The following is a 24,580-nucleotide window of genomic DNA, read 5'->3' as shown; positions in this document are numbered from 1 at the left end:
CTTCGGGCTGTACAAAACGAGCACCCATGATTAACGAGCCAGCAATCAATCAAGCTACAAATCCATCAAACGGAACAGGAAATTTCACTTATTTAGCCCTTGGCGATTCCTATACGATTGGTGAAGCCGTTAAACAAACAGAATCTTTTCCCTATCAACTTCAAAGTCTATTAAAGAATCAAAACATCAACGTCGCCAATCCTAAAATTATTGCCACTACGGGCTGGACTACAGACGAGCTCCAGGCAGCCATTAAAAAGGAAAACTTAACCGGCACTTATAGCTTTGTTACGCTTTTGATTGGTGTAAACAATCAATACCGTGGTTATCCGATCAGCACATACAAAAAAGAGTTCGCAGAATTGTTACAAACGGCAATTGCTTTTGCGGGTGGCAATAAGAGCAAAGTTTTTGTGGTATCTATCCCCGATTGGGGCGTTACCCCTTTTGGTAAAAACTCAGGAAAAAGTCCGCAAACTATAGCAAGTGAAATTGATAGTTTTAATGGGGCAAATCAGGAAATTACACTTGCAGCAGGTGTAACCTATACGAATATCACGCCTGCATCCAGAAATGCAGCAACAGATTCTTCTTTAGTGGCAAGCGATGGACTTCATCCAAGCGGCAAAATGTATACCGAATGGGCAACTGCTTTACTAACAAAAGTTACTACTGTGTTGAAATAATTTAACTTCTTATTTATTCTGTTTTTGAATTAAAAAAATTACTTTAGTTCAACAATTTAAATTAATCACCTTTAAAAACAGTAAAATTATGAATGAGTACGAAGGAGGCGGATTAGCCGCAGGTATTGGTGTAGTGGGCGGAATTATTTATTTGGCAATAATTGTATTACTGATTGCCGGCATGTGGAAAACGTTTGAAAAAGCCGGCAAGCCAGGCTGGGCAGCCCTTATTCCTATTTACAATACCATTGTTTTAATTGAAATTATTGGCAAACCAATGATCTGGGTTTTATGGTTACTCATCCCTTGCGTAAACTTTGTATTCGGAATCTGGGCATTAAACTTACTAAGCAAAAGCTTTGGCAAAACAGAAGGTTTTACCGTTGGTATGATCATATTTCCGTATGTTTTCTTGCCAATCCTTGGCTTTGGTCCGGCAAAATACCTGGGTCCATCGGCTGCAGAAGCACAAAATGGCGGTTTTGGAAACAACCCTTTCAACAACCCAAATAATCCTTTTAACAGCCCTAACAACCCTTTTAACAAACCGTCTGGTCCAAATGATACTCCTCCACCAGTAGTATAATTCAGAATGTTTATCTTATTTATATTTTGCAGCTCAATCAACCTGGTTGATTGGCTGCAAAATCATTTAATCTCCTGTCCCTTTAAAGCATTAACAGGTATCGATTGCCCTGGTTGTGGCTTTCAAAGATCTTTTATTGCACTAGTGCAGGGCGATTTATCAAAAAGCTGGTCGCTTTATCCACCTACCATTCCATTATTGTTACTTTTTATTGCTGTAGGTCTCTTTTATAAATTCCAGATAAATCAGCGCCACCTCCTGTCTAAAATATTGATTATTGCAGTTGGTAATTTTGTGATGGTTTCTTATCTGTACAAAGTCTTTATCCGCTAAACACTCGTATTAGCTGTTAGGTGATTATAATCCTTTAATACAGTTTCTAAAAACTGCAACTCGTTCATCCCGCTCGGGATAGTGACAACAATATGTTCTTTGGTTTTAGCGGCCATGGAATAAATCAGTTCAGCATTTCCGGTCTGGTAATACCCTGTTAAAACTTCATGGATCAGTTCTACATCCCGATCGTTTAAATGTAATACTTCTTTAAATTTTGGCTCGTATTCTTCAGGCAGTTTAAAGCTAAAAGCTACATTGGTAAACTCGGTACGTGGTTTGGTTTTAATCAATGTCGTTTTAGCCAGTATATCGCCCAAACGCTGGTGGTTTTTAGTTACCGCTACAGATACCAATGCCACTACGCCCCATCCAAATGGGAAGCCAAAATCGATCATCCTGAACAGCCATCTAAAAATATATTGACTGAAAGTTGGCTGGGTGCCATCTATACTGATTACTTTTATTTTTAAAGCCTTTTTTACCCAGCGTTTGCCCATCCATAGTGATCTCGCAAACCAGGTCGTAAAAAGCAAATATTGCGATGAAGACAAAAAGGACAATCATGCCGGCACTTCCTGATATGCCTACTGAAACTGCCCCCATCACCACGAGGGTAATTACAGCAATCACCACAAATCCGGCCAGGTCAATGCACCTTGCAGCAATACGCTCTCCAAGTCCGGCAATTTCATAATCAATATCAATATTTTGAGCAGTGCTAATTCTGATGCTATCCATATTCCAAACATAATTTTTTTTAAAGATAGTTGGGGTATATCAACCTGTAATTTTTACAACTAAAGTTTTCTTATATATTAAGTTCAGATCAAACATCTGTGTATATTTGTTTAGCAAGAAGATCAATAGTGGTTTTATTTACATAAAAAATTAACTATTTTAACGCCAGATTTGGTAACGCCTTTAAATGAGAGAAGCATTATTTGTTAAACAGAATTCGGAGAAATGGCAGCATTATGATTCCATGCAACAAGCCAATCCCGATGAAGTGGCCAATCAGTTTATCGAGATCACCAATGATCTAGCTTACTCAAAAACTTTTTATCCCAACTCGAAAACTACCGCTTATTTAAATGGCTTAGCGGCTAAACTGCACCAATCGGTTTATAAAAACAAAAAAGAGAAATCGAACCGTTTTATCCATTTCTGGAAAACCGAACTGCCTTCAATATTTTTTCAGCACCGGAAACAGATATTGTATGCATTGTTTTTCTTTCTGGTTTCCTGCTCCATCGGTGCCTTATCAGCCAAGTATGACGATACTTTTGTTCGTTTGATTATGGGCGATGGTTATGTAAACATGACCAATGAAAACATTGCCAAAGGCGATCCGTTTGGGGTATATAAACAGGATAATGAATTTATGATGTTTTTGCAGATAGGCTCCAACAACATTTTCGTTGCCTTATATACTTTTGTTTTGGGTATCTTATTTTCATTTGGTTCCATTGTTTCATTATTCAGAAATGGAATTATGCTCGGTTCCTTCCAATATTTCTTTTTTAGCAAAGGCCTGGGCTTTCAATCTGTTCTGGTGATCTGGATCCATGGCACGCTCGAAATTTCTGCCATTGTACTCGCTGGCGCCGCAGGCTTAATTTTAGGCAATAGCTTTTTATTCCCCAAAACATACACCCGTATGGCATCCATACAAAAAGGGGCAAAAGACGGGTTAAAAATTGTAATCGGCCTGATCCCGATTTTTATTGTTGCTGCTTTTTTCGAAAGTTTTGTTACCCGTCATACCGAAATGCCGTTAGCACTAAGCCTATTGATATTATTATCGTCAGCAGCCTTTATGATATGGTATGTATTTATTTATCCCATTAAAATTCAACGTAAACAAGTCACACTAAACTAACATGATCGGGAAATTAGAATTTAGAAAAAAAGAGATTTCGGACAGGTGATAAACGATACGTTTACCTTTATGCGGCAAAACTTTAAACCGCTGATTAAGGTATATTTTACGTTTTGCGGTTTGTTTGTATTGGCCAGTATGTTAACCATGCTGTTACAACAATATAAAATGGTTAATATTTTCAATACCATTGGTATTGAAGGGAACACAAACAAGTTTGGCTTTTCATCGATTTATACTGTCGAGTATTTTTTATCTATTTTATTTTCGCTGGCCACTTATGCTAGTATGAGCGTAGCCATACTTTCTTATATCGCCGTTTACGTTAAAAAGGGCAATGAAACGCCCAATATTGACGAGGTTTGGGGTTATTTTAAATACTATTTTTTCAGGATTTTTGGCAGTTCGCTTTTATTGATCCTGATGCTTATTATATCTTTCTTCTTCTGTGTGGTACCGTTCTTTTGGCTATTCCCGTATGTAGCCATGATCTTTCCAATCATGGTCATCGAAAATGGTTCGCTGGGTTATTCCTTCACCAGAAGTTTCGCTGTAATTAAAGATAATTTCTGGGTTACTTTTGGAACGCTCATTGTGGTATGGATTATTGTATATGCCTGCATGAGTATGGTGGTTTTACCTACCACTTTATTTAACATGATCGGTATGTTTACGCATAAAACACCTCAAATGTCGTTAACGTTAACCATGATCACCACCGTTTTACAATCCATCTGCCAGGTTTTTACCATTATACCAATCATCACTATTTCGCTTACCTATTTCAGTTTGGTTGAACAGAAAGAAAACCCCGGACTAATGGAACGCATTTCTAATTTTGGCAATACCGAAAAACCTATTGATACCAGACCTGAAGAATATTAAAATGCAGCGTGTTTTTATCCGATATCTTCTCGTTTGCCTCTTGTTTTTTATTCCGGTAATCAGCTATGCACAGGCTGTTAAACTAAAACCTATTGTTAAGGAAATCAGGATTGATAGCGCTAAAATTACCCCATCAAAATTTGATAAAGATTCTATCAGCAGCTACAAAGAGCAGAAAGAATTTCAATATGATGAAATCGGCCAGCGGCAGTTGTCGTGGTGGGATAAATTCTGGATGTGGTTTTGGGGGTTAATCGGCTCATTGATTCAAGGGGCAACCTCTAATTTAATTTCGAGGTATATTTTTATCGGACTGGGGGTAGCGCTTATCCTGTATATCGTGATCAAAACCATCGGGGCTGAAAACATATTCAGGAAAAAATCAAAAGAAACCATTCTTCCTTATGATGTGATAACCGAAAACATCCATGAGATTGACTACGAACAGGAGTTGCAAAGATTGGTTGCCGAAAGAAAATTCCGCCTGGCGGTTAGGCTTTTATATTTGAGGGCGCTAAAAAAATTAAGCGATGCCGAAATCATCAATTGGCAGCCCGATAAAACCAATTACAATTATTTAATGGAAATCGATAAACCTGAACTCAGAAATGATTTCAGTAAACTTACCCTACAGTTCGATTACATCTGGTACGGCGATTTCCCTATCGATGAGGTGAAATTTGAACCTATTAACCAATCGTTTAACCAGTTTAACAGCCAGATTAAATGAAAGGTTATAAAATATATCTGATTATTGGTTCTATCCTGATCCTCCTTTATTTAGTTGCCCAATACAACAAACCTACACCAACAAACTGGGCACCAACTTATGCCATTAAGGATAAAATTCCGTATGGAACTTACATTTTGTACCACCGGATAAAGGATATTTTACCAAACGCAACTATTCAGCAGTCTAAAAGCGCCATTTATAATACTTTAAAAGCCAAAAAATTTAACAAAACAGCGTATTTGATTGTCGCCCAAAAGGCAGAGATCAGCAAAACGGATCTCGATCAGCTGATTAAATACATGCAGAATGATAATGATGTTTTTATTGCCACTTACGATCTGGGAAAAGTAGAAAAAAACCTTAAATTACAAGCGGTAAGTACCATGTCTGCTGAAGGCAGCACGCTGAATTTTACCAACCCAAACTTAAAAACTGATGCGAACTATGGTTTCGACAGGGGTATAGGCAGTCAGTATTATAATAAACTTGACACCAATAAGGCGACTATACTCGGTGTAAATGGAAACGGAAAACCTAACTTCATCCGTTACAGTTACGGGCAAGGAAATCTATACCTGATTGCAGAGCCCGGGTTTTATACAAATTTTAACCTATTGGATAAATATGGGGCCGAATACGCAGCTAAAACCCTGAGTTACCTTCAGGGAAATACCCAGGTAATTTTTGATGAATATTTTTCCAGACAGGAAAACACCGCAACTGATATGCTCAGGGTATTTTTTAAACACCCCGAACTTAAATATGCTTATTACCTGAGCATTTTCAGTTTGATTATTTTTGTATTCTACGATATCAAACGCAGGCAACGAATTATTCCCATTGCCGATCCGCTTACCAATTCTTCACTGGCTTTTGTTAATGTGGTTGGCAGTGTTTACTACAATGAGCGGAACAATCTCGACTTAGCCTTAAAAAAATCAACTACTTTATGGAACACCTGCGGAGCAGGTATTACCTTAAAACCAATGATATTGACAGCAAATTTGCCCAGTTATTAATGGAAAAAACAGGCATTAACGAAGCCCTGGCCAAAACATTAACCCGATATTTTATCGAAATGCCTGAAATGGGCGACCTGAGCGATACCCAATTGATCAATTTAAACGAAAGCATAGAACAGTTTTATAAAATTACGCAAAGCAATGGAACAAGAACAGTTTAACCCACGTACCGATTTAAGTGCATTAAATGCAGCTGTGAATCAGATTAGAACCGTACTTGGAAATATCATAGTAGGCCAAAAACAGGTGATCGATTTTTTAATTGTTGGTTTACTTGCCGATGGACATATCTTAATTGAAGGCGTTCCGGGTGTAGCAAAAACGTTAAGCGCCAAACTTCTTGCCAAATCAATCGATGCTCAATTTTCGAGGGTACAGTTTACGCCTGATCTAATGCCTTCGGATGTATTGGGAACACCGATTTTCAATACCAAAACAGGTGATTTTGAATTCAGGAAAGGCCCGATTTTCGGTAATATTATTCTGGTTGACGAAATTAACCGCGCACCAGCTAAAACCCAATCTGCACTTTTCGAAGTGATGGAAGAACGCCAGGTAACCATCGATGGGCAAACTTATATCATGGATGAGCCTTTTATGGTATTGGCTACGCAGAACCCGATTGAGCAGGAAGGAACTTACCGTTTACCAGAAGCACAACTAGATCGTTTTCTTTTCAAAATTGAGGTCAAATACCCTTCATTGGAGGAAGAAACAGCAATTTTAACCGCACAACACACTTTGGTTAATAAAACACTATTAAACGAGGTAAAACCGGTATTATCCGTGCAACAGATACAAGAGGCCAGGGCCATTATCCGCAATTTATTTGTAGAACCGAAGTTATTGGAGTTTATTGCTAAAATCGTAACCGAAACACGCAACAATTCCTCCCTTTATCTGGGTGCTTCGCCAAGGGCATCGTTGGCTATTGTACACAGTGCAAAAGCTTTTGCCGCAATACAAAGCCGCGATTTTGTTACGCCAGATGATATCATTGCCGTTGCAAGCCCTGTATTGGCTCACAGGATATTATTATCTCCTGAAAAAGAAATGGAAGGCTTAACCACAACCGATATCGTAAACCAGATTATTAAAAAAATTGAAGTACCAAGGTAGGTCAGTTTGCAGTTGCCAGTTTACAATTACCAATGAGCAAATTACAATTTTCAAATCTAGCACTCGGCTTAGCAATGTGGCAATCCAACAATTTAGCAATTACCATAATACAGTTAACCAGTTTAAACAATTAACCAATTAAACAAACTCTACAATTAAACAGTTTTGAAAAAATTCTTTCAGCAATATTATACCAATCTATTCCTAACCGATCGTTTATTTACGGCCTTGGGGTTTTGTATTGTACTTTTTTTGCTGAAGTTCTTTTTGCCTGGTTGGGCGATATCCCTGAAATTGCAACCGGAGCTGTATTTGTTCTGTTTTTTATTGATCTTTTTATCCTCTACCGGAATAGCAAAGGAGTTGAAGTCAAAAGATTTACTTCAAAGCGTTTGAGCAACGGCGATGAAAATCCGATCCAGATTGAGATTAAAAACCATTACGGTTTTGGGGTAAATGCAAGGGTAATCGACGAAATCCCTTTTCAGTTTCAGATCCGTGATAAAGATTTTAGACTCCATTTAAAACCGGCAGAGATAAAGTCAATCCACTATAACCTGAGGCCAACCAAACGTGGTGAATATGATTTCGGATTTATCAGGACGTATATCAGTTCTCCATTGGGCTTGATCAGCCGGCGTTATAATTTCGATGGAGCGAAAGTTCTACCCGTTTATCCTTCATTTATCAATCTTGGTCAGTACGAATTAATGGCCGTTTCGCGCTATTTAACTGAGTTTGGGATCAAAAAAATCAGAAAGGTTGGGCAGAGCAGCGAATTCGACCAGATTAAAAACTATGTTGGGGGCGATGATATCCGTACCATTAACTGGAAAGCCACCGCCAGAAAAGGTGGTTTGATGGTGAATACCTATACGGATGAGAAATCGCAGAATATTTATTGCATCATCGATAAATCGCGGGTAATGCGCATGCCTTTTGAAGGCTTAAGCCTGCTTGACTATGCCATCAATGCGAGTGTTGCGCTGGCTAAAGTAGCGATGCTTAAAGAAGATAAAGCAGGTTTAATTACCATATCCGAAACTATCGGTTCAATAGTGCCTGCTGACCGTAAAGCTTCGCAGTTGGGTAGCATTATGAACGTGCTTTACAAAGAAAAAACCCGATACCTGGAAAGTAACTTAGAGGTGCTTTATTCTACTGTCCGTTCGGTAGTAAAACAACGCGGACTTTTGGTTTTCTTTACCAATTTCGAAAGTTTATCGGCGCTCCAACGTCAGTTACCCTATTTAAAAAGAATCGCGAAGTACCACTTATTGGTAGTGGTGTTTTTCGAAAATACTGAACTCAAAGGCTTAAGCACCGATCCGGCCAAAGATGTTGAAGGAATTTACCACAAAACCATTGCAGAGAAGTTTATCTATGAGAAAAAACTGATGGTTAAAGAATTGAACAAACATGGTATTCTGGCTATTCTTACCCCACCACAAAAGCTTACGGTTAATGTGATCAATCAGTACCTGGCACTGAAGGCACAGCAGAGGATCTAGTTTGGATCCTTGAGCCCTTAATCTGTAGTCCAAATCGACAACCGCAAAGAGTCCTGGGTCCAAAAACTGCAAATATTGCTTAAAAAATCAGACTAATCAATATCTTCAGTCTGCGTCCCACCAATGCAATTACTTATAGATATAAATATTTGAAAATCAAATCATTAAACCTATACCAAATTTAAAACTTATACTCCATTATATAATCGTCCATAAAGTAGCCCTCACCTATATCAAGCTTTACCGATTCTTTAATGGTAAAACCCCCTTTCAGGTAAAAGTCTTTGGCTTTATTATGCTTGTTCACATTCAATTGCAAAGCGCTTCCTCCTGCATCTTTTACCTGGTTAAAAACCTCATTAATTAAGATTTTTCCAACACCTTTACCATGTGCAGATGGCAGCACATAAAGCTTGTGCAATTTGTAAATACGTGCATCATGTCCAATAATAGAATATCCTGCAAACCCGAACTGATTTTCTCCTTCCTCTGCAATGAGGAAGATATGCCCTTCCATAAATTGTTTCAGTAGCTCACCTTTGTTATACATTTTATCCAACATATAATCGATCTGCGGCTGCCCGATAATATCCAGGTAGGCCGATGGCCAGGTTGCCGCAGCAATATCCCTGATGATTTCTATATCATCTTCTTTTGCTTTTCTGAGCGTAATCATATCGGTTCACTAATAAAAATTGGTTGTCCTAAAAAGGTAAATTCTACAAAGCCGTCTTTAACTACGGTAAAAATTTCTTCTTCATTCTGCGCGAGGTTGGTTACTTCGAGATATCGGTTACCATGGATCAGAAATTCACTTCCCGCAGGTTTCCAAACAGAGAATCCCGATTTTATGGGATAGTGCTTTGCTCTTTCGGTAAATACTACCAGATTAATTTTGTCTTCAAATCCTGCAAATTTCTCAAGATCGAATTTATTCGTAATTACATTTACCGCAGGATATTTCTCTTCGTACAGATAATTAACGGCCACCATTAAAGCATCAACAGGCCCCTGAACAACTTTTGTATCTTCCTGCGTTTCCTGCCCGTTCCCGTTTATCAGCACATCTACCTTTAAACCTAAAGAAAAAATCTTATCGTAATTTTCTCCGTTAACCAAAAGGGTAGGACTCCATTCGAGCAGTTGCCCTAAAAACTCTTCGTTAAAATTCCCAAGCTCATCAATGTACAAAGCCGGCTCTTGTTTTTCTTTTACAATATGGTGTGAAGACATACTGCGAATATAGAAATTTCGCTTTAAGTACGGTATAGGAAGAATCAGTTCGAGGTAAAATGATTAACGATTGTATGGATATTCACTCACCCAATGGAAACCCCTGTTGATGAGCTTAAAATCTTTAAGGTCTTTTCGCTTAAAACTTACCGATATAGAATCTTTCTCTGTCAGGCCCGAAAGCATCAGCCTGTCTTTTCCAATAATATTATAGTTTAAAACATATTTAGTCGAGTCTTTATCCGTTGATTTTAGTACCAGTTCTTTTTTCTTCTGATCAAAAACAGTAGTGAAATTAGCGGAACTGTCGTTCATCTTCTTTATCCTTGCATATCCTGAATAATTAATAATCATCTGTCTCCATCGCGTACTATCAGTAGTTAAAGGCGCCAAGGTTTCACCTTTAACCTTCATGCTTTCAACATCATAAATACCATACATAAATGGTTTGGGTGCCGCACTACCATAAGTTTTTCTCTGTTCAATTAATGACGATACCAGGAATGCCAGAGAAGCCGTAATGTATAGATATTTTGCACCATAAGCCGCAAAGTAGAGCCATTTCTTTCTAAAAGCCGGACGGTACATTTTTTCGAGCTGCTGGCTTTCATATCTGATAAAGAAGCGATATAGTTTTAAGAAATGTGGGGCCAAAATAAAAACACACATCACCACCAGTGCGGTTGAGAGTAGTTTTACAGGAACGTCAAAAAAATAATTCATCGACATTACGTGCGCTGTTGCGGCCAATGATAGAAAAGCACCCACAACAACCGTTCTACGGAACAAAAGCATGATGGCAGAAACTTCTATAATACCCATAAAAATATTGTAGCCTTTAGAAAAGCCGAGGAAGGTCCATGCAAGCCCCATTGGCGATGCATTTCCGAAAGGTTGAAGCAACCTCATTAATGAAGGATCAGGAAACTGGAGTTTGATTACTTTTATAGCGCCATATAATATCAAGGTAAAGGCTAAATAAAATCTTACCAGTACCACAAGCCAGTAATAAGCTGTATTATAGCTTTTGCGTTTGCGGTCTAAAACTGACCAGATGATACTACCAATTACCGATACCAAAAATATAAAGAGTAGCAATACCCAATCATAAGAGGTATCGCCGCTGCCATTGGTGTAGATTGTAAAATCGTAATTATAGTGGATAATGTGTTTAGAGAACCAGGGAATAAGATCGTGCAATACCAGGTTAGGCAACTGCAGCACACTTGACAGGAACGTAAAGGCTCCATTGTTATTCAAGATGATGAAAAGAGACAAGAGGAGGAAAAAGAACCTGAAGGAAATTTTTTTATAAATATTCCAGGGCGTATTGTTTTGAAGAGCGTTTTCAGACATATTTTGTTCGGTTTATCCAAAGCTAAATATTATCCCATGGGCTTCAAATTATAAAATGTTAATTAACAGCGCTTTCTTTAACTAATGTGTAAAAATCCTGATAGGCTTCAATAAAATCGTCAGCAAAATTAATGGCTCCGGAAACGGCTATGCCATAAATACCGGTTTGCATTAAAGCTTCCACATCGTATGTTTTTATCCCACCCACAGCCAATACCGGAATGCTGATGGCCTGAGTTTTCAATTCTTTTACCATATACTGATAGCCCTCAATACCTAAATGCGCGTAATTGTTGGGTTTGGTTTCAGTTTCTGCAAATGGACCATAACCGGCATAATCTGCACCTTCTTTTGCAAGCCTGACTAAATTGTCTACAGTATTCGCCGATCCTCCCAGTGTAATATCATGGCCAACCAGTTTGCGCAGTTTTATAAAATCGGCGTCCATATCTTCGATATGAAATCCCTGGATATCAGCCTTTCCATTTAAATGAACATGATCAGTAACAATTAAGGTGGTGCCCCAGTCATCACAAATTTCGGCTATCGCATTAATATCCTGTAAAAGTGCTTCATCACTCTTACTCAGACAACGGTACTGGATCCATTTTGCACCGGCCTCACAGGCTTGTTGCACCTGTTCAATATGGCTTAAATGTGGGGTATCGTGTGTGATGTAATGAAGCTTTTCGATATATTTCATGCTAATTTGTTACTATGGGCAATAAGAGTTGACAACCTAAACAGGCTAATTGCCTAAAAGTTGTCAACTCTGAATGACAGATTAAAATTTAACATTCAAACTTAGTAAAAAGTTACGGGTAGCCTGAGGATAATAATAATTGGAACGGCTCAAATCGCCACCAAAAAGGTATGGATAGGTACCTCCATTGCTTTCATATAAAGTACTGAATACGTTATTGATGAGCAAGCTCAAGCCAATATTTTTCACAGCCGCAAACGATGTGTTATAGCTTAAACGAATATCATTAACAAAAAAACTCGATAGTGTGCGGCTATCAGCAGAAGTATTATCCAGGTATTGCTTGCCCACATATTTAGTTAACAAAGCTAAACTTGCATTTTTTAATACATTGTAATTGATTTCACTGGAAGCAATAATTGATGGCGAAAAAGCAATGGTGGTATTTTTATAATTGTTAACCACTACCGGATTAACTGCTTTGGGGTCTTCATCATAAATATATTCTTCAAAATTTTTGATCTTGTTTCTACTTAAAGTTGCAGTTGCAGCCCACGAAAGGTTTTTAAGAATTTGCCATTTTCCATCAAACTCTATACCTGCCCGGTAACTATCGGGAACATTTTGGCGTGTCTGTCCCCCAACATCATTTAATTTTCCGGTATTGATCAGCTGATCTTTATAAAACATTGCAAAACCGTTTATGCCAAAAGAAATGGCAGAAAACTGAGTGCGATAACCGGCCTCTACATCTGTTAAATGTTCCGGTTTAGGTCTGCTGTTAATATCTGAATCTGTAAAATCTCTTCTATTGGGCTCCTTATTCCCAACAGCAACTGATGCATAAACATTGCTTTTATCGTTAAAATTATAGGTTAAACCTGCTTTTGGATTGAAAAAATCTAAGGTTGCATTTTGTTGTGCAGGCGTTCCGTTCGGATCTATTCCAAAATAAGAATAGTAAACCCGTCTGTATTGAAGATCGGCAAATAAATTAAATTGATCAATCTGATAATTTGCCCTGCCAAAAATATTGAAATCAGATTTGAAAGCATCATTATCATTATATCGGTGGCGGATAGATTCGCTGCCATCATAATTGGCAAATTGTGCCCAGATTACCTCATCAAAATGCCTTCCTTTATATTCATTGTAAGCACCACCCAGAACAAAGTTTAAGTTGTTTTTTGGAGTATAGCTTAAGGAGTAAGTAACCCCATAAAAATCATTATCCAACCATAAGCGGCGAACAAGGTCAGATGTTTCTTTCTGTTCGGTACCAACTACAACAGGATTTATTTTATAAAATTTTAAACTATCATTTTTAACAAACTCTTCATAGTAGCCTCTTCCATAGGTATAATGCAGGGCTGCGTTGGCAACTAATTGGCTATTAATGTTTCTGGTATAAAATAACTGATAATGGTCTTGTTGATAATTGTCTGTCTGGTTATCATAAGTGAAATCATTATGTGTGCGATCAGTTTCCAATGCCTCCTGGCTTATACCATTCCAAGCCTGGTAGGTTTTTTCAGTCCCACTAAAAACATTGGCACGAAGAATGTCTTTTTTACCATAATAAGCACCAGAAACAAAGAAAGATTTTAGATTTGATGATGCCCGGTCTACATAACCATCAGATTTTATTCGTGATAAGCGGCCATCAAATGTAAATTTATTATTAATTAAGCCTGTTCCTACACTTACCGTATTTTTCCAGGTATTATAAGAACCATAGGTATTGTTCAGTTCTGCATAAGCAGAATCTCTACGGGTGGTGGTCTGGATGTTTAAACTGCCTCCAAATGCACCTGCGCCATTTGTTGACGTACCCACCCCACGCTGGATCTGGATATTATCAACCGACGATGCTAAATCTGGTAAATTGATAAAAAAACTTCCCTGACTTTCTGCATCATTAAGCGGAATTCCGTTTAAGGTTACGTTAATTCGAGTAGCATCACTACCCCGAATCCGCATTCCGGTATAACCAATTCCCGTTCCACCATCAGAACTTACGACCACAGATGGTGTTTGATTTAATAAATATGGAAGATCCTGGCCTAAATTATTTTTAGCCAACTCTGCTTTATCTAAATTACGAAAAGTCGTTGCTGAATTTTTAGAAGCCCTTGTTGCGCTTACCACAACTTCATCTGCCAAAAAGTTTTGCTGAATCAATGTGAAATTCAATGTTGTAGCCTCTTTAAGGTCTACGGTCTTTTCTTCTGATTTATAGCCTACATAGCTTACTACAAGAGTATACTTTCCGTTAGTCAGATTTGCGATGCTGTAATTTCCTGAAGCATCACCCACCACAGCTGTTTTTTGATTTCTTAATTTAACCGTAGCACCCGGAAGCGGCTGCTGGTTTTGATCTGTTACTTTACCGGTAACAGTAATTTGCGCCGATGCAAAGCAAGGCAACATTGCAACAAGCGCTGCAAAAAGTAAATTTTTCAATGTTTTTGTTTTTAGTTAAACCCATCGGAAAAAGGGGCTTCCCCGATTTCAGTTAAACTTCCATAACTCCAATCCCTACGCCGGCATTACCCGGATCAGGTGCATTCGAGGCTGATGGCTGGAAGGTTTTAAGGCTGATGGGATTTACCCTCTTCCTTTTTACCCTCTACCTTTTACCTCAAAATGGGTATGATCTCAGCCTGTTTTTGTGTCATTTAAACAAGGCACCCCTAATGATGGCACAAATGTAGAAAATATTTAATAATATGCACGTTTTTTGATGCCTTCTGAGTTAGATAAATCTAAAAACTGCTTAATAAGGATGAATTTTATCCCTTTTAGGTTTAGAAAACGACAGGTTCTGCACGTTTGGCACTTTTAGTCCCGCTTTACGTTCCAAGTCCTCGCTGTGCTGTGGGCTTTCCACTTCAATCAGGTTTAGGTGGCCAGTCCGGTAGAAATATTAATGGATGATCATCAAACGTTCCTCGGGACTTCTCTTGTGTGGAGTGTTCTGGCGCAAGGGTAACAAACCTTTGTTCAATAAACCTGACAGGAGCGAACACGAATCCCGATTTTTCATCGGGTGAAGTAAAGCGAATGGCGGGACTGCCGGCAGCCAAAAGCTACTGACAATCATTTCCAAAAAAATATAAGCCTCCTACCTGCTTAAAAAATCATCAATGGCTCTAACAGCATTTGCTACCCTTTCATCACCCAAGCCGCCAACTACTTTGTAATTTGCATTTAAGGAATGGAGTTCGTTATGCCAAACCTGCATAAAATATTCGCGTTTCTCCGGAAAATCGCGCAGCGGATCATCCTGCCATGGCAAATCAATATCCATTAACAGATACAGGTCGTATGGTTTTTGGGGTAGTGCATCCAATACAACCTGAGGTGTTTCACCAAGTACTTCATCACTCCATATCTTTACCGTAATAAAAGTAGTATCACAAATAATGAAATCACTTTCAGCAATCGCTAAAACTGCATCCTCTAAAGCTACCTGTCCGTAGTACATATTCACCTCATCTTGTAGTGTATAGTCGGCAACCAGGTTTTCGCAATAGTAACGGGCATATTCAGGCACCCATGAAACTTTGTAGTGTTTAGCCAGCTCCTGGGATATAGTAGATTTTCCCGTACTTTCCGGGCCAACAATAGCAATCTTTTTTATGTTCTTATTCACGATACATTTTCTGAATACGTTCAAATGTAACAGAAAAAGCCTTAAAAGAAAAAATCCGGCTGAGGAGGGCTCCTCTAACCGGATAATAAACCAAACAAACTATTTATGAAGAAATCCTCATGGCGGGTAACTAATCCGCGGAGGAAGCTTTAGATCATTGTCTAAAGTATATACAAAACGCGTATATGCTCTGCTTATTACAACATTATTGCCAATATTTTGATCATCGCAACTTCGTGACGTAATTCTGACCAATAGGGCCACTTTTTCAAAATAGTTTTAACACTAATTAACAGTTTTAACAAAAATACACATTTTCATTTTACATTCGTGTATAATTTATAGTACAATCAGAAAAATAGTGTTCATTATTTAAAACTATATGTACTAAACGCTGTTATGTATTTAAGACATTAAGCAACTAAATCGTTATACCATGAAAAAATTGTGTATTGTATTATCGCTACTGATTGTACTTGCTTTAGGTTCAATTGCCTTTACTCCTATTAAATCAGGTGGAATAATCGGGAAAATTACGCCAGGTGATGCGGCTTCTACAGTTTCGCTTGTAGCAGCGAAAGACACGCTAAATGCACAGATTAATCAAGGTATTTTTACTTTTACAAACCTTAAAGAAGGTGTTTATACAGTAGTGGTAAAAGGCAATGCACCATATAAAGATGCAGTAATAGAAAAGGTTGCCGTAAAAGATAGCGCGACAACAGATTTAGGCGAAATTAAATTACAACAGTAGCTCATTTTTCAAAAGAAAAATCTAAAAAGAGCGCTTAAATAGGGCTCTTTTTTATTTTAAAAAAACGCCTTAAAATCATATCTAATGATGTATCTTTGCATCCCGACAGAACAGTTGGGATTTTTCTTCTTATAAGCATAATACCTTCTTGCTTCTTCACCTTCGGGTTCAACACTTTAGAATTTTAATTATTGTTTAAGCTTTATCATGCCTAAAGACACTTCCATACGCTCAGTACTGATTATCGGATCTGGACCAATTATTATTGGCCAAGCCTGTGAATTTGATTATTCAGGTTCGCAAGCGGCGCTTTCTTTAAAAGAAGAAGGGATTACCGTTTCTATTATCAACTCCAATCCGGCAACTATTATGACGGATAAGGTTATCGGCGACCATGTTTACCTGCGTCCGTTAACCGTTGATTCGATAGAGGTTATTTTACAAGAGCATATCGACTCTGCAGATTTACCTAGAATTGATGCCGTACTTCCTACAATGGGAGGCCAAACTGCACTAAACCTCTGTAAAGAAGCCGAAGAACGTGGTGTTTGGGAAAAATACGGTGTAAAAGTGGTTGGTGTAGACGTTGCCGCGATTGAAAAAACCGAAAACCGTGAAGCTTTCCGCCAGTTAATGGTTGATATCGGTGTAGGTGTTGCACAATCGAAAATTGCCAACTCATTTTTAGAAGGTAAAGAAGCTGCACAAGAAATCGGCTACCCATTGGTAATCCGCCCTTCGTATACTTTAGGTGGTTCTGGCGGTGGTTTCGTACATAAAAAAGAGGAATTCGATGCTGCGCTAAAACGTGGTTTAGAAGCTTCGCCAACACACGAAGTATTGGTAGAGAAAGCTGTTTTAGGCTGGAAAGAATACGAGTTAGAGTTGCTAAGAGATAGCAACGATAACGTAATCATTATTTGTTCGATCGAAAACTTCGATCCGATGGGGATCCACACGGGAGATTCAATCACGGTTGCTCCGGCGATGACTTTATCTGATCGTTGTTACCAGGATATGCGTAACCAGGCGATCAAAATGATGCGTGCAATCGGTAACTTCGCCGGCGGCTGTAATGTTCAGTTCTCAGTTAATCCGGCAAATGACGAGATTATCGCCATCGAAATTAACCCACGTGTATCACGTTCATCAGCTTTGGCAAGTAAGGCAACCGGTTATCCGATTGCGAAAATTGCAGCTAAACTGGCTATCGGATACAACTTGGATGAAATTGAAAATCAAATTACCAAAACAACTTCAGCATACTTCGAACCTACTTTAGATTACGTAATTGTTAAGGTACCGCGCTGGAACTTCGATAAATTTAAAGGCGCTAACAAAGAGCTTGGCTTGCAGATGAAATCAGTAGGTGAGGTAATGGCAATTGGCCGTACCTTTATCGAAGCATTACAAAAAGCTTGTCAGAGTTTAGAGATCAACCGCGCTGGTTTAGGTGCAGATGGCAGACAGGTTCGCAATATTGAAGAGATTATGGACGGTTTAGAGCATGCCTCTTGGAACCGTTTATTCTTAATAAAAGATGCCATGGTAATGGGTGTGCCTTTGGAGTCTATCCGTAAGGTTACTAAAATTGATAAATGGTTCTTAAACCAGATTCAGGAGCTTGTATTGCTTGAAACTGAACTGAAAAGATACTCATTAAATAATATCCCTCAGGATTTCTTCGTAACCCTTAAGCAAAAAGGCTTCTCTGATATTCAGATCGCGTGGTTGTTAGGCAATGTTACTGAAGATGAAGTTTACGATCGCCGTAAAGCTTTAGGCATAAACAGGGTGTATAAAATGGTTGATACCTGCGCTGCAGAGTTTCCGGCCAAAACACCATATTACTATTCTACTTTCGAAGAAGAGAATGAATCAAAACCTTCTGACAGGAAAAAAGTAATTGTTTTGGGTTCAGGACCTAACCGTATTGGTCAGGGTATCGAATTCGATTATTCATGTGTACATGGTTTATTGGCTGCAAAAGAATCGGGTTTCGAAGCTATCATGGTTAACTGTAACCCTGAAACGGTTTCTACCGACTTTAACATGGCCGATAAATTATACTTCGAGCCTGTTTTCTGGGAACATGTTCGCGAAATTATCGACTTAGAAAAACCTGAAGGTGTAATTGTCCAGCTGGGTGGTCAAACCGCGCTGAAAATGGCAGAAAAATTAACTGAAAAAGGCATCAAAATTATTGGAACATCTTTCGAGAACATGGACATTGCCGAAGACCGCGGCCGTTTCTCTGATCTATTGAAAGAATTAGACATCCCTTATCCAAAATATGGTGTTGCAGAAAATGCCGAGGAGGCCATTGTTGTTGCAAATGAGGTAGGTTACCCGGTATTGGTTCGTCCGAGTTATGTACTGGGTGGACAGGGTATGAGTATCGTAATTAACGATGAAGACCTTGAAAAAGCAGTGGTGAAATTATTAGGTGATTTACCGGGCAACCGCGTATTGATCGATCACTTTTTGGATAGGGCAGAAGAAGCAGAATCTGATTCAATATCTGACGGTGAGGATGTACACATTGTAGGTATGATGGAACACATTGAGCCAGCAGGTATCCACTCAGGAGATTCATTTGCAGTATTACCTACATTCAGCTTATCCGAAACGGTAACAAAAGCAATGGAAGAATACTCCATTAAAATTGCAAAAGCGTTAGATGTACGTGGTTTACTGAACATCCAGTTTGCTATTAAAGATGAGAAAGTATATGTAATCGAAGCGAATCCCAGGGCATCGCGTACGGTTCCGTTCATCGCAAAAGCTTACGATGTTCCATACATCAACATTGCGGCTAAAATTATGTTAGGCGTAGCTAAACTGAAAGATTTTACCATCGAGCGCAAGCTTAAAGGTTACGCGATTAAAGAACCGGTTTTCTCTTACGAAAAATTCCCGGAGGTAACAAAGGAATTAGGTCCGGAAATGAAATCTACAGGTGAAGCCATCCGTTTCATCAAAGATTTAGAAGACCCTTACTTCCGCAAGCTTTACAAAGACAAATCAATGTATTTGAGTAAGTAATCTGCTTACAAAGGTTTATAAAATAGCAATGGCCAGTGAAAATCACTGGCCATTTTTATAATATTGTATTTGGCGGCTCGTCATTCCCAATCGAGTTGGGAATCTTAAAGCTTATTGCATTAAGATTCCCGCCTGCGCCTATCGTGTGGACACATCTTTCGGTTTGGGTTTTTTATACGTTTTGCTAGCTTGCTTTAATAAATTTACAGGTTTTACCGAAGAACGCCGTCAATCCCAAGGGCCAGGAGAATCAAAAAAACAGGAGTAGTTCATTACAATTGGCACAAACAAACCTGAAACGCAGTGGTTTTGTGTTCGTAATCATGAATTAAAGCTCAAAATAGTATTGAACACAAAACAACGTGCCGCTGTTTTTTTGATGTGCGTGAGATGGTGTAAAGGGCCCATTGCTGGATTGACCAAGCGCTTTGGGTACTTTGGTGCTCCAAAGTACCATGCCACCGCGGCATAGAGCGGAAAAAACAACAACATTTATTTCCAAATTATAGTTTTTAAGATATCAAAGCTTGTTATTAGCAGGAAAGATGCTGAAATAAATTCAGCATGACGATTGACCTAGACAACAACGCTAAAAACAAATGTAAACTAAAAGAGATGTGTCCACACGATAGGCCTGCGCGGGAATGACGACCGTTTTATAACAGCCGCTATTATTGTTTCAACTTCGGAATCCTCGTTGGTGTATCTGTTCCGTTTACAATGCTGGTTGCACTCTTGGCAATGGCTTTAATGGTAGAAAGGATATTTTCTACATCTAAAGAGCTATATTCGTCTTTTACGCTGTGGTACAATTTATCAATATCAATTTTATCGGTACTAATGGTATGTGCCGGAACGCCTAAAGCAGCTAAAGTAGCATTGTCACTTCTATAAAATAAGTTTTGATCGGGGTATGGGTCCGGATGGAAAGTAAATTCGGTTCCAGCTAAGTTTTTCTGTAAAATCTTCCCAAAATCCGATCTTTCGTAACCTGTAATAAAAGCGGTGTTTTTTCCAAATTTAGATTCTTTGCCGATCATTTCGATGTTGAACATGGCTACAACATCATCAGGATTTAGTTTTTCTGAGAAATACCTTGCGCCAAAACCGCCAATTTCTTCTGCAGTAAAAGCAACAAAGATTAAAGTGCGTTCGTTATTTTTTTGTGCTTTGTAATATTTTGCCAGGGCAATCATCGCCGTTGTGCCCGAGGCGTCATCATCAGCGCCGTTAGCAATACTATCACCATCTACCGGTTTTAAAAATCCCAGGTGATCATAATGACCTGAGAAAATTACAATTTCTTTCGCTTTTGATTTACCTGGAATTACACCTGCAACATTGAACAAGGGCATTTGGGTTACCTTGCTTTTAAAAGTTGCTGAAAAATCTGTTGCGGCATCTTTACCTAAAACGAAAACCTGTACAGCGCCGTTGGTTGCTTTTACATCTTTTTCATCAACCGTTGTAGGTTTGCTGAAATGATCTTTATAACGATTAAAAAGATCAGCAAACTTATTGTCGACTAAAACGATCTGGTTTTTATTAGTGTTCAGCATGGTTCTGAACTGCGCTACAAAAGGCTTTTCAGGATCTAATTTAACAACAGTGGTGTTGGATTTATCAAGCGTAACACTTTCTGTGGTAACGCCGGTAACCATTATATTTTCTGGTGCAATTTCCTTTCCGTCTATTTTAACGCTGGTGCTTTGGTTGGCAACCTGGTATTTGTTAAAAGTTTGGCGGAATGTTTTTTCACCTGCTAAGGGCTGCAGGCCGATTTTCTTAAATTCTGATTCGATAAATGTTGCTGCTTTATCAATACCTGGGGTAAATGTTGCACGCCCCTGCATATCATCTGCACTTAAAGTTTTAATCAGGTGATCGGTGTACTCACGTGTGATGATTTTATCAATGTTTTGCGCTTTAAGCTGCAAACTTGCCATCCCGACAAGGGTAAAGAGGAATATTTTCTTCATATAATAAGTTATAGAGGTGTGAATTTAGGATTTTTGTTGATAATTCTGAGGTTTTGTAGTCGATAGTTTATTGGTTTATGGTCTGGTTGCTCATGATTAATAGCCTAGTGGTTTATAGTGTATCGCTTTTGGCCATGATCTATGGTCCATCTAACTATGAACCATTCGCTACGACTTCCACTAGCCATCATCCATACTATTCTCCGTCCCAATCGTATTTTTCTAGAGCACGGTATGCTTTCCCTTTTATTATTTCTTTTTTCTTTGACGACTCGGAATCGACCCTCGTTTCGTGAATATTATCGGCCACCTCAAAATGAAAATCCTTATCCTTTTTCGAATGATAAATGGATACCTCATCTCCATCCGCTATCGCGTAGTCATAAGGTCCGCGGGCACTCATCAGTTTTACAAACACAGGTAAACATTCAAAAAAGATAAACAGCAGCCCGATAAAAGTAACCGCAATTGCGGTATTGTTATCCCGGGTGCCATCTACATTGAATTTAAGTTGCCCCAGCGCCCAGTTGCGATCAGCAAAGCCAGCAATATCCGATAAACTGTCTAACTGTTTTTTGGTGTATAGCTTCTCAGTAAAAAGTCCATCAAATTCTTTACGTTTATCTACAAAACCTTCTGATTTATTGATGTTGGCTTTCAGCGAATCTAATTCTGCTGTGCGTTGTGCAATCTCTGCTTCCTTGCGTTTTGCGTATGGTCCATAGCCCATTACACCTGATGTTTCGGTGGTTTTATTTCCGAAGATCTCAAAATTAAGCTTTTGCCTATCCGCTTTAATTCCTTTCTCAAGTGAATCCCGGGTGGCTTTCTGCTGATTTAACCTACCGAATTCAACCTGATATTTTTTCTCGAAGGCTTTGTTCAGGGTATCGATTTTAGCACGTTGACCATTTAAGTAACTCACTTTTAGGCGTTCTTTAATTTCTTTATCGAAAATTTTAAGCTCTATTGGTCTCGAAATTACCATACCGATCATAATGGCCAACAGAATACGCGGTGTAGCCTGTAATAATTGTTTATTGGTGCTGGCACTTTTATTAATACTGGAGACGATGTACCGATCCATATTAAAGATGGCTGCTCCCCATAAAAAGCCGAAAACAATGGCAAAAACTACGGCCAGGTCATCGCCTTTAAATACAAAATATATGGCATAACCGCCAGAAAGTGCGGCAAATAAGCCGGTAAAAAAGATGGTGGCACCAATGCCGGTATATTTATTTTGTTCTGAAGGGTATTTTTCCAGTGTCGGGATGTGAGCGCCGGAACAAAACCAGAAGAAACGGTTCAGATTGTCCATTTGTAACTATTTATAGTTAAACGCCTGAGAGTTCCAGTTGTTACAGTTTTAAGCAAAATTTTATGGCATTTTTTTGATGGCGACTGTCAAGCTGATTTTCCTATATTTGCATAAATACATTTTATAAAATGAAAGAAATATCGGTACAAGAACTAAAAGAGAAAATCGATAACAAAGAAGATTTTCAACTAATTGATGTTCGTGAAACATTCGAATATGAAGTTTCCAATCTTGATGGTGAGAATATCCCTTTAGGTGGAATTTTAATTGAAGCTGATAAGGTGGCTAAAGATAAACCGGTAATTATTCAGTGCCGCAGTGGAAAAAGAAGCGCTGCAGCAGTAATGCAGTTGGAGCAGCAATACGGATTTGAAAATCTTTATAATTTAAAAGGCGGTATTTTGGCTTGGCAAGAAGCTTTTGACCCGAATATGCCAGTATATTAATGATAGCATGAATGAGTTTTGAATGAGTGATTGTTAATAGCATAACGCTTATTCAAAACTCATTTTATAATTCTGTCATTCAATCACTCTCTAATTCAATCTTTCCACCGTGGGTAAAAAATTTGCTTTAAACATCTTCTATAACTTAGCCATTATACTTTCTATTTTTGGACTGGTTTGGTGTTACAATAATCACAAATATCTTCCAGCTGGCTTTTTGGTAGGCACAACGGCTTGTTTGTTTTACTTTAAGTATCAACTTACTAAAGACATCAGAAAAAGTTTTAAAGAAAAAGATCAGAAGTAATATCCGCTAAGCCTAAACCTGGCAGATTTTTTAAGATATACTTCCCGTTTTCAAAAGCCGGATCAGTAAATGGGTTATTCCTGGTCAGCCATGGGCCATCTAAATCGGCCCAATTACATAAGGGAGCCAGAGCAGCGGCAGCCAAAGTAGCACAACTGGTTTCGCTCATACAACCGATCAGCACTTTCATTCCAAAAGAACGGGCTTTTAAAATCATCTGATGCCCTTCGTACATTCCGCAGCTTTTCATCAGTTTTACATTAATACCATGATAAGCGCCTTTCAGTTTATCCATGTCGGCTAAACGCTGTACGGCTTCATCGGCAAGTAATGGAATAGGGCTACGCTCGGTTAACCAGGCATTTCCATCAAGATTATTTTTATCCATAGGTTGTTCAATCAGAACCACACCTTGGTGATGCAGCCAATAAATCAGGTCAATCGCTTTTATCTTATCTGCCCAGCCCTGGTTTGCATCTACATAGAGTGGTACGCTGGTCATGCTGCGGATAGTTTCGATAATTTCCTGGTCGTTATCCCTTCCCAATTTAACCTTAATCACTTTAAAAGCTTCGGCATCTTTCAGTTTTTCGCGGATTACTTCTGGGGTATCAATCCCGATGGTATAAGAAGTTATCGGCATTTTTGCAGGGTCGGCCTCATAAATTTCGTAACAGGGTTTATTTAGAAGTTTCCCTTGAATGTCGTTAAGCGCAATATCAATAGCTGCTTTAATGGCCGGTTGACCTGGTGCAAGGCTATCTAGATAGGCAATAATTTCTCCAAAGTTGAATGGAAACTGGATTTTATCCCAGTCTACCATTTGAAGAAAACTGTCCGCACTTTCGTAGCTTTCGCCCATATATGGCACCATAGAGGCTTCGCCATAACCCACAACGCCTTCATGTTCGATCTTTAATAACATTAAAGGTGTACTGGTTCGGGTAAATTTCGAGATCGAAAAAGGATATTTTAATTCTAATTCAAATTGCCTGCAACTAATCTTCATTATCAATCGTCTTCT

25 protein-coding genes are annotated in these 24,580 nt (G+C 38.7%); 14 read left to right on the top strand and 11 right to left on the bottom strand.

Annotation, left to right across the window (positions count from 1 at the left end; all coding sequences use genetic code 11):
* Positions 1-26: 26 nt before the first annotated feature.
* From ACQ86H_RS01175 to ACQ86H_RS01165, 3 genes are all read left to right on the top strand, one after another.
* A complete protein-coding gene (locus ACQ86H_RS01175) occupies positions 27-686 on the top strand; it encodes an SGNH/GDSL hydrolase family protein (protein ID WP_431293592.1) in 660 nt (219 codons plus the stop codon).
* 88 nt (positions 687-774) lie between these two features.
* Positions 775-1,272 (top strand): DUF5684 domain-containing protein, encoded by a 498-nt coding sequence (locus tag ACQ86H_RS01170; RefSeq protein WP_138819036.1) that lies wholly within the window; start codon positions 775-777, stop codon positions 1,270-1,272.
* A gap of 6 nt (positions 1,273-1,278) precedes the next feature.
* A complete protein-coding gene (locus ACQ86H_RS01165; RefSeq protein ID WP_431293591.1) occupies positions 1,279-1,605 on the top strand; it encodes a DUF2752 domain-containing protein in 327 nt (108 codons plus the stop codon).
* Here ACQ86H_RS01165 and ACQ86H_RS01160 read toward each other — a convergent pair.
* Positions 1,602-2,105: an RDD family protein gene (locus tag ACQ86H_RS01160; RefSeq protein ID WP_431293590.1), complete on the bottom strand. Its 504-nt coding sequence runs from the start codon at positions 2,103-2,105 to the stop codon at positions 1,602-1,604. The two genes, ACQ86H_RS01165 and ACQ86H_RS01160, sit on opposite strands and share 4 nt — an antisense overlap.
* Positions 2,017-2,346 (bottom strand): RDD family protein, encoded by a 330-nt coding sequence (locus tag ACQ86H_RS01155; RefSeq protein ID WP_431293589.1) that lies wholly within the window; start codon positions 2,344-2,346, stop codon positions 2,017-2,019. Before ACQ86H_RS01155 ends, ACQ86H_RS01160 begins: the two co-directional genes overlap by 89 nt.
* Positions 2,347-2,533: 187 nt before the next feature.
* Here ACQ86H_RS01155 and ACQ86H_RS01150 point away from each other — a divergent pair, with 187 nt between their 5' ends.
* From ACQ86H_RS01150 to ACQ86H_RS01120, 7 genes are all read left to right on the top strand, one after another.
* Positions 2,534-3,487 carry a stage II sporulation protein M gene (locus ACQ86H_RS01150; protein WP_431293588.1) on the top strand — a complete coding sequence of 318 codons (954 nt, stop codon included), beginning with the start codon at positions 2,534-2,536 and terminating at the stop codon, positions 3,485-3,487.
* A 45-nt stretch (positions 3,488-3,532) separates the two neighbouring features.
* The gene (locus ACQ86H_RS01145; protein ID WP_431293587.1) at positions 3,533-4,372 is read left to right on the top strand and encodes a hypothetical protein; all 840 of its coding nucleotides are present in this window, start codon (positions 3,533-3,535) and stop codon (positions 4,370-4,372) included.
* A 1-nt stretch (position 4,373) separates the two neighbouring features.
* Positions 4,374-5,102, top strand: a complete 729-nt coding sequence (locus ACQ86H_RS01140) for a DUF4129 domain-containing protein (RefSeq protein ID WP_431293586.1) — start codon at positions 4,374-4,376, stop codon at positions 5,100-5,102.
* Positions 5,099-6,124, top strand: coding sequence for a DUF4350 domain-containing protein (locus tag ACQ86H_RS01135; RefSeq protein ID WP_431293585.1), 1,026 nt, complete (start codon positions 5,099-5,101; stop codon positions 6,122-6,124). The genes ACQ86H_RS01140 and ACQ86H_RS01135 overlap by 4 nt, the downstream gene beginning before the upstream one ends.
* Positions 6,124-6,288, top strand: a complete 165-nt coding sequence (locus ACQ86H_RS01130; protein ID WP_431293584.1) for a hypothetical protein — start codon at positions 6,124-6,126, stop codon at positions 6,286-6,288. Before ACQ86H_RS01135 ends, ACQ86H_RS01130 begins: the two co-directional genes overlap by 1 nt.
* The gene (locus ACQ86H_RS01125) at positions 6,269-7,246 is read left to right on the top strand and encodes an AAA family ATPase (RefSeq protein ID WP_431293583.1); all 978 of its coding nucleotides are present in this window, start codon (positions 6,269-6,271) and stop codon (positions 7,244-7,246) included. Before ACQ86H_RS01130 ends, ACQ86H_RS01125 begins: the two co-directional genes overlap by 20 nt.
* Before the next feature lie 236 nt (positions 7,247-7,482).
* Complete coding sequence (locus tag ACQ86H_RS01120) at positions 7,483-8,757, top strand: DUF58 domain-containing protein (RefSeq protein ID WP_431293582.1); 1,275 nt, start codon at positions 7,483-7,485, stop codon at positions 8,755-8,757.
* Between the two features lie 181 nt (positions 8,758-8,938).
* Here ACQ86H_RS01120 and ACQ86H_RS01115 read toward each other — a convergent pair whose 3' ends face one another.
* The 6 genes from ACQ86H_RS01115 to ACQ86H_RS01090 all read right to left on the bottom strand — a co-directional run bounded on the left by ACQ86H_RS01115 (position 8,939) and on the right by ACQ86H_RS01090 (position 15,704).
* Positions 8,939-9,433, bottom strand: a complete 495-nt coding sequence (locus ACQ86H_RS01115) for a GNAT family N-acetyltransferase (RefSeq protein ID WP_138819045.1) — start codon at positions 9,431-9,433, stop codon at positions 8,939-8,941.
* Positions 9,430-9,990, bottom strand: coding sequence for a thiamine pyrophosphokinase (locus ACQ86H_RS01110; RefSeq protein WP_431293581.1), 561 nt, complete (start codon positions 9,988-9,990; stop codon positions 9,430-9,432). Before ACQ86H_RS01110 ends, ACQ86H_RS01115 begins: the two co-directional genes overlap by 4 nt.
* 63 nt (positions 9,991-10,053) lie before the next feature.
* Positions 10,054-11,346 carry a hypothetical protein gene (locus ACQ86H_RS01105; protein ID WP_431293580.1) on the bottom strand — a complete coding sequence of 431 codons (1,293 nt, stop codon included), beginning with the start codon at positions 11,344-11,346 and terminating at the stop codon, positions 10,054-10,056.
* Positions 11,347-11,404: 58 nt separating this feature from the next.
* Positions 11,405-12,049 (bottom strand): thiamine phosphate synthase, encoded by a 645-nt coding sequence (locus tag ACQ86H_RS01100; protein ID WP_431293579.1) that lies wholly within the window; start codon positions 12,047-12,049, stop codon positions 11,405-11,407.
* 81 nt (positions 12,050-12,130) lie between these two features.
* A complete protein-coding gene (locus tag ACQ86H_RS01095) occupies positions 12,131-14,512 on the bottom strand; it encodes a TonB-dependent receptor (protein ID WP_431293578.1) in 2,382 nt (793 codons plus the stop codon).
* A 661-nt stretch (positions 14,513-15,173) separates the two neighbouring features.
* Complete coding sequence (locus tag ACQ86H_RS01090; protein WP_138819050.1) at positions 15,174-15,704, bottom strand: AAA family ATPase; 531 nt, start codon at positions 15,702-15,704, stop codon at positions 15,174-15,176.
* 436 nt (positions 15,705-16,140) lie between these two features.
* Between ACQ86H_RS01090 and ACQ86H_RS01085 the strand changes: the two genes are divergently transcribed.
* Together ACQ86H_RS01085 and carB are read left to right on the top strand one after the other, a co-directional pair.
* Complete coding sequence (locus ACQ86H_RS01085; protein ID WP_431293577.1) at positions 16,141-16,458, top strand: carboxypeptidase regulatory-like domain-containing protein; 318 nt, start codon at positions 16,141-16,143, stop codon at positions 16,456-16,458.
* Between the two features lie 207 nt (positions 16,459-16,665).
* Positions 16,666-19,503: a carbamoyl-phosphate synthase large subunit gene (carB, locus tag ACQ86H_RS01080; RefSeq protein ID WP_138819052.1), complete on the top strand. Its 2,838-nt coding sequence runs from the start codon at positions 16,666-16,668 to the stop codon at positions 19,501-19,503.
* Between the two features lie 671 nt (positions 19,504-20,174).
* On the opposite strand, the gene ACQ86H_RS01075 is transcribed toward carB, so the two are convergent.
* Together ACQ86H_RS01075 and ACQ86H_RS01070 are read right to left on the bottom strand one after the other, a co-directional pair.
* Positions 20,175-21,482 carry a M20/M25/M40 family metallo-hydrolase gene (locus ACQ86H_RS01075; protein WP_431293576.1) on the bottom strand — a complete coding sequence of 436 codons (1,308 nt, stop codon included), beginning with the start codon at positions 21,480-21,482 and terminating at the stop codon, positions 20,175-20,177.
* Between the two features lie 196 nt (positions 21,483-21,678).
* On the bottom strand, positions 21,679-22,803 hold the full coding sequence (locus ACQ86H_RS01070; RefSeq protein WP_138819054.1) for a DUF4407 domain-containing protein: 1,125 nt from the start codon (positions 22,801-22,803) through the stop codon (positions 21,679-21,681).
* A gap of 128 nt (positions 22,804-22,931) precedes the next feature.
* On the opposite strand from ACQ86H_RS01070, the gene ACQ86H_RS01065 reads away from it, so the two are divergent.
* Both ACQ86H_RS01065 and ACQ86H_RS01060 read left to right on the top strand, forming a co-directional pair.
* A complete protein-coding gene (locus ACQ86H_RS01065; protein WP_138819055.1) occupies positions 22,932-23,249 on the top strand; it encodes a rhodanese-like domain-containing protein in 318 nt (105 codons plus the stop codon).
* Between the two features lie 109 nt (positions 23,250-23,358).
* On the top strand, positions 23,359-23,556 hold the full coding sequence (locus ACQ86H_RS01060; RefSeq protein ID WP_090981088.1) for a DUF6358 family protein: 198 nt from the start codon (positions 23,359-23,361) through the stop codon (positions 23,554-23,556).
* On the opposite strand, the gene ACQ86H_RS01055 is transcribed toward ACQ86H_RS01060, so the two are convergent.
* Positions 23,534-24,565, bottom strand: coding sequence for a dipeptide epimerase (locus ACQ86H_RS01055; RefSeq protein ID WP_431293575.1), 1,032 nt, complete (start codon positions 24,563-24,565; stop codon positions 23,534-23,536). The genes ACQ86H_RS01060 and ACQ86H_RS01055 overlap by 23 nt on opposite strands.
* Positions 24,566-24,580: the final 15 nt, after the last annotated feature.

The sequence above is a fragment of the Pedobacter sp. P26 genome, assembly GCF_050632135.1.
Taxonomy (GTDB): domain Bacteria; phylum Bacteroidota; class Bacteroidia; order Sphingobacteriales; family Sphingobacteriaceae; genus Pedobacter.
The sequence above is the reverse complement of the archived record's forward strand: the minus strand, read 5'-3'. Positions and strand labels throughout refer to the sequence as shown.